We start from the raw sequence: 4,679 nt of genomic DNA on the forward strand, positions 1-4,679 counted from the left end.
GGCACCGAGGCACTGCTCGAACCAGCTCGACTTGGAGAGAGTTCGCCGCCGGATCCGGTCCGGTTCTGAGCCGACCCCCGAGGAGCCGCTCGCCGTCCCGTGGCGACCCGAAGAACACTACCCCCGCCCGGATGGCCGAGCAAACCGAAACGCGTGTGTCGGCACTCACATACCCGGCCGGGTGTCCGTGTCCCTCTCGCCCCGTGTCCCTCCTTCACTCCGAGCTCGCCTCACTCCCCGGCTCCCCGGCTCCCCGGCTCGCTTCCTCACCAAGACCAGCCAGGGCCACCTGGGCTACCAGGCTTCACCGGCGCCCCAGGACCACCAGGCAGAGAGGACGACTCACCTCACTGCGAAAGTCGGCGCGTGCGAACGCTCACCGGAATGACAAAGAACGGACCCTCCGCGGATCACCTTCTTGTTCAACCCGTGACCAGGCTGGAACGCGAGAGCGGGGGTGAATATCCCACCTATGGGAACCACGGGAAGTTATTCCTATGTTTTCGCACGTCAGGGCCATGACTACCACCCTTCTCCCTCCTTTGATGAGAAACGAGAGAAAGGTGGAGAAAGTTGCAGAACGACCCTTGAAATCCCTCTGGATGCGATACATGATGTGCAGCGTCACAGGAACGGATTCTGGTCAGGTGACGCCCCGACCACCGGGGACGACCACGACCAGGCCGCGTGCCGGTTCGGGGGGACGGCAGGCGCAGCGCGGCCATGCACCCATGGAAGGACATGCATGGACACCACATCCCCCGACGTGGCTTCCGACAGCCACACCGCTCCCGGGAGCCACACCAGCTGGAAGCGCTTCGCGCTCTTCTCCCTGCCAGCGAGCGTCGCGGTCGGCGGCATCCTGATCGCCATGGCCGAGGGCGCGCTCGCCGCCTCGTTCACGGTCTCGGGCCAGGACTTCAAGATCTCCGCCGACGAGCTGCACGGCGAGGGCTTCGTCCAGTACGGCTGGCTGGACCAGACGGTGCGCGAGGGCGAAGCCGTTCCCGTGGCCGTCGCCGGGATCAGGGACGCCGAGATCCACGGCCTGTGCCAGTCGGTGCTCACCGAGTTCCCCATCGTCGGCAAGATCTCGCTGCGGTTGACCGCCGGTGACCAGGGCACCCCGGTCATCGCGGAGAACCTGATGATCGACATGTCCCAGATGGCGGGCGACGCCGAGTTCTCGAACATCGAGATCGGCCGCGACGCCGGCACCCTCGATCAGGGCCCGGAGGGGGCCCAGGGCTTCAACGACCTGTTCGGCATGCAGTCCGACACGATCGAGGTCGAGGGCCTGGAGCAGACCGCCAGGGCCGCCAGTGCGGGGACCTTCCGCCTCACCGGGCTGAACCTGGGCATCAGCCTCGGGGAGAACGAGTGCTTCTGAGGTCGTCGCGGAGCCTGGGGGCACGTTGGCGCGGATGGCGCAAGCGCCGCCCCTTCGCGGGAGGGCTCCTGATGATCCTCTCCGGTGTCATCATGGCGTCGCTCGTCGCGATGCCGGTGGAGTTGATGATCCAGACCGGTGTCGGCGGAGTCTCCTCGCTGATGTTCGGCGGCATGCTCGTCGTCCTCGGCCTGGTCACCTGGTTCACCCCGAACCAGCACGTCATCACCGGTTCGCTGGCCGGGTTCCTCGGCCTGGGCGCGCTCGTCCTCTCCAACCTGGGCGGCCTGGTGATCGGCACCCTGCTGGCCCTGGTCGGCGGCGGAATGGCCTTCGCCTGGCGGCCCGTGGCCCGACCGCCCCGACGGAGGGGGCGGCGGCACCGGAAGCAGCGCTCACACGACCAGGCACGGGAAGGGGTGTCCGAGGAGGTGGGGGAGGACTCCGCTCCTCTTCCTCCCCCCGGTTCCCGCTTCGGGGGATGACCCGTCGGGACTCCCACGGAGTGCCCCGGGACCTCCTTCGGAGCCCCCTCGGGCCTCGAAGGCCCGGTCCGACCGTGCCCACAGAACCACCGGGAGCGCGTGGGGGAAGCCCCCGCGTTCCCGGTCGGCACCAGGAAAACCACGTCTACCGAGTCGGCGCGTACCCCCTGATCCCGCCGGTCGGCGCATCCGTGTGTCGTCCGGCCGTCACACACAAGGAGTACTCATGTCGGTTCCGCGACCGATGTCCCCCGCCCGTGCCCTCCTGACGGCGGCCGCGGCCGGTGTCCTGGCCCTGTCCTGGGGCGGCAGCGCCGCCGCCCAGCAGGGATCGACCACGGTGACGCCCGCCGGGGCGGCCTTCGAGGCCTCCCTGAGCGGCAGTGCCACCTTCACCGCAGGCAGCGTCGTGGTGACCTGCGACACCTCGTCCACCTCCCCGGGCAACGGCAACAACCTCGTTCCCGAGGCTCCCGACAACCACAACCCCAGCGGGGCGGTCTCCGGTCCGATCAACGCCCCGAACTTCACGGACTGCTCGACGAACGTGCCCCTCGTGTACGCGACGGTCAGCGTGGCCGACCCCGTGTGGCAGATGTCCATGCAGCACGGCTCACCGACCACCGCCACCCTGGTGATCCCCGCGGGAGGCATCGTGGTGACCACGAGCGGTCTGTCCTCGTGCACCGCGACGGTCAGCCCGAACGCGTCCGTGGGCATCGACGGCACCTGGACCAACGGTGACCCCGCGTCGACCCTGGCCTTCGACACCGCGGCCCCGGTCGAGGTGACGGGCGGGTTCGGCTGCCCGACGAGCGCGACGGAAGCGCCCTTCAACGCGGTCTACGAGGTGACCAACGTCGACGACCCGTCGTCGCCGATCACCGTGACCGGCTAGTTCCACCTGGCTCCACCGACCGTGGGAGCTGGTGACACCGGGGCCGCCGCGCGTCGCGCGGCGGCCCCTCCACGGATCCGCGGACACTCCGTCCCGTACGCGAGGCTGGAGCGTCCCCGTCGCCGTTCTACATCTCGTCGTCCGGCATGCTCTCGCCCGACTCCCCCTCGTCCGTGTCCTCGGACATGTCGTCGTCCGCCGACCCTTCGTCCATGGACTCCTCCATGGACTCCTCCGACATCTCGTCGCCGGACATCTCCTCGCCGGACACGTCGTCATCCGACGTACCGTCGTCCATCGGCTCCCCGGACATCTCCTCGCTCTCCATCGTGTCGCCTCCCTCGGCGGCGTCGTCGTTGCACGCCGTGAGGCCGAACGCCGCGACGAGGCCGAGGGCCCCGGCGGCGAGAAGCCGGTTGAGCCGTCCCGTGGTGATCGTGCGCATGACGTCCTTCTTCCTTCTCGTTTCTTTCCCGTCGCCGCTGTCGCGGTGGGCTGACCGGACCGGTGACGGTCCGGGGGTCCGTGGTGGTGCTGGGGGACGGAGTTCCGTGGTGGTGCCCGGAGGTCAGGTCACGGTCACGGTGACGGTGTGGTGACCGGTCGCCCCGCTCGGAAGGGGTGGTGCCTCGTCAGCGGTCTGGGTGGTGCCGTCGCTGTCGGTGGCGCGGACGGAGATCGTGTGCTCCCCGGGCTCGGCGTCCCATTCGAGGACCCACTGCCGCCAGGTGTCGACGGTGTCCTCCTCCGCGAGCCGCGCCTCGGTCCACGGCCCGTCGCCGACACGCACCTCCACCCGGTCGACCCCGGTGTGCTGGGCCCACGCCACCCCGGCGACCACGACCCGGCCCGCGCCCAGGTCCGCGCCGTCACGGGGTGTGTCGACGCGGGACTGGGTCCTGATCGGGCCGCGCTCGGACCAGCCCCGGGGCACCCAGTAGGCGTCGAAGGCGTCGAACGTGGTCAGTTCGACCTCGGTGATCCACTTGCAGGCGGACACGTATCCGTACAGGCCGGGGACGACCATGCGGACGGGGAAACCGTGCTCGTAGGGGAGCGGACGTCCGTTCATGCCGACGGCGAGGATGGCCTCCCTGCCGTCCATGACGTCGGCGACGGGCGTGCCGATGGTCATCCCGTCGTGTGAACGCGACACCAGTTGGTCGGCCGGTCCGCCGTCGGCGGGGGAGCGGACGCCGAGGTCGGTGAGGAGGGAGGCCAGCGGCACGCCGATCCAGCGCGCGTTGCCGACGTAGGAACCGCCCACGGGGTTGGACACGCAGGCGAGGGTGATGTCGCGTTCCCTGAGGTCGGGGTGTTCGAGCAGGTCGGCGTAGGTGAAGGTCCGTTCCTGTCCGATTCCCAGGCCGTGGACGCGCAGGGACCAGGTGGAGGCGTCGATGCGCGGCACCGCGAGGGCGGTGTCGATCCGGTAGAAGTCGGAGTTGGGCGTGAAGAAGGGTGCGAGCCCCTCCAGTTCCAGGTCCGCGCCGTCGGGGAGCGGGGCGGCCGGGTCCCCGGGCCGCGGCAGCACGACGTTCGCTGGGGTGAGGCGTGCGGTGGGCGCGGACGCGTTCAGGAGCCGGGCGCCGACACCAGCGCCCGCGGACGCGGCGGCCGTGGCACCGGCGAGCAGGGCGAAACGGCGCCGGTCGAACCCGGTGTTCCGGCCACGCTCCTCCCGCCCCTCCTGGTCCGGCTTCTCCACCCTCCGCCGGCGGTCGGCTGTCCGGGGAGGTTCGGACTCCCGCGGGCGTCCGGCCGCAGCCCGCCGGTCGACCATCTGCGGGCGGTCGGCCGCGACGCCGAGCAACCAGAGGAGGACCCCCGCGCAGACGGTGGCGCCCGCCAGGGTGGGCAGGGCGTCGAGCGGCCCACTCGCGGGGCGGGTGAGTACGGCGGCCAG

At 70.4% G+C, this 4,679-nt stretch carries 5 protein-coding genes; 3 read left to right on the plus strand and 2 right to left on the minus strand.

The window, feature by feature from the left end; genetic code table 11:
* Positions 1-745 precede the first annotated feature (745 nt).
* From D455_RS0107460 to D455_RS0107470, 3 genes are all read left to right on the plus strand, one after another.
* Positions 746-1,390, plus strand: coding sequence for a DUF6230 family protein (locus D455_RS0107460; RefSeq protein ID WP_017570121.1), 645 nt, complete (start codon positions 746-748; stop codon positions 1,388-1,390).
* Positions 1,391-1,404: 14 nt separating this feature from the next.
* Positions 1,405-1,875: a DUF6114 domain-containing protein gene (locus D455_RS0107465; protein WP_275040884.1), complete on the plus strand. Its 471-nt coding sequence runs from the start codon at positions 1,405-1,407 to the stop codon at positions 1,873-1,875.
* Between the two features lie 226 nt (positions 1,876-2,101).
* Positions 2,102-2,773 (plus strand): hypothetical protein, encoded by a 672-nt coding sequence (locus D455_RS0107470; RefSeq protein ID WP_026122413.1) that lies wholly within the window; start codon positions 2,102-2,104, stop codon positions 2,771-2,773.
* A 127-nt stretch (positions 2,774-2,900) separates the two neighbouring features.
* Here the strand turns inward: D455_RS0107470 and D455_RS0107475 are convergent, their stop codons facing one another.
* Positions 2,901-3,218, minus strand: a complete 318-nt coding sequence (locus tag D455_RS0107475) for a hypothetical protein (RefSeq protein ID WP_017570124.1) — start codon at positions 3,216-3,218, stop codon at positions 2,901-2,903.
* A 123-nt stretch (positions 3,219-3,341) separates the two neighbouring features.
* Positions 3,342-4,679, minus strand: a 1,338-nt coding sequence (locus D455_RS0107480) for a molybdopterin-dependent oxidoreductase (protein ID WP_017570125.1), incomplete at its 5' end; no start/stop codon positions are given.

The sequence above is a fragment of the Nocardiopsis halotolerans DSM 44410 genome (assembly GCF_000341065.1).
GTDB lineage: Bacteria > Actinomycetota > Actinomycetes > Streptosporangiales > Streptosporangiaceae > Nocardiopsis > Nocardiopsis halotolerans.

Coding starts and splice junctions, on each gene's coding strand:
- D455_RS0107460 (WP_017570121.1), top strand. CDS start 746: ATGGACACCACATCCCCCGACGTGGCTTCCGACAGCCACACCGCTCCC.
- D455_RS0107470 (WP_026122413.1), top strand. CDS start 2,102: ATGTCGGTTCCGCGACCGATGTCCCCCGCCCGTGCCCTCCTGACGGCG.
- D455_RS0107475 (WP_017570124.1), bottom strand. CDS start 3,218: ATGCGCACGATCACCACGGGACGGCTCAACCGGCTTCTCGCCGCCGGG.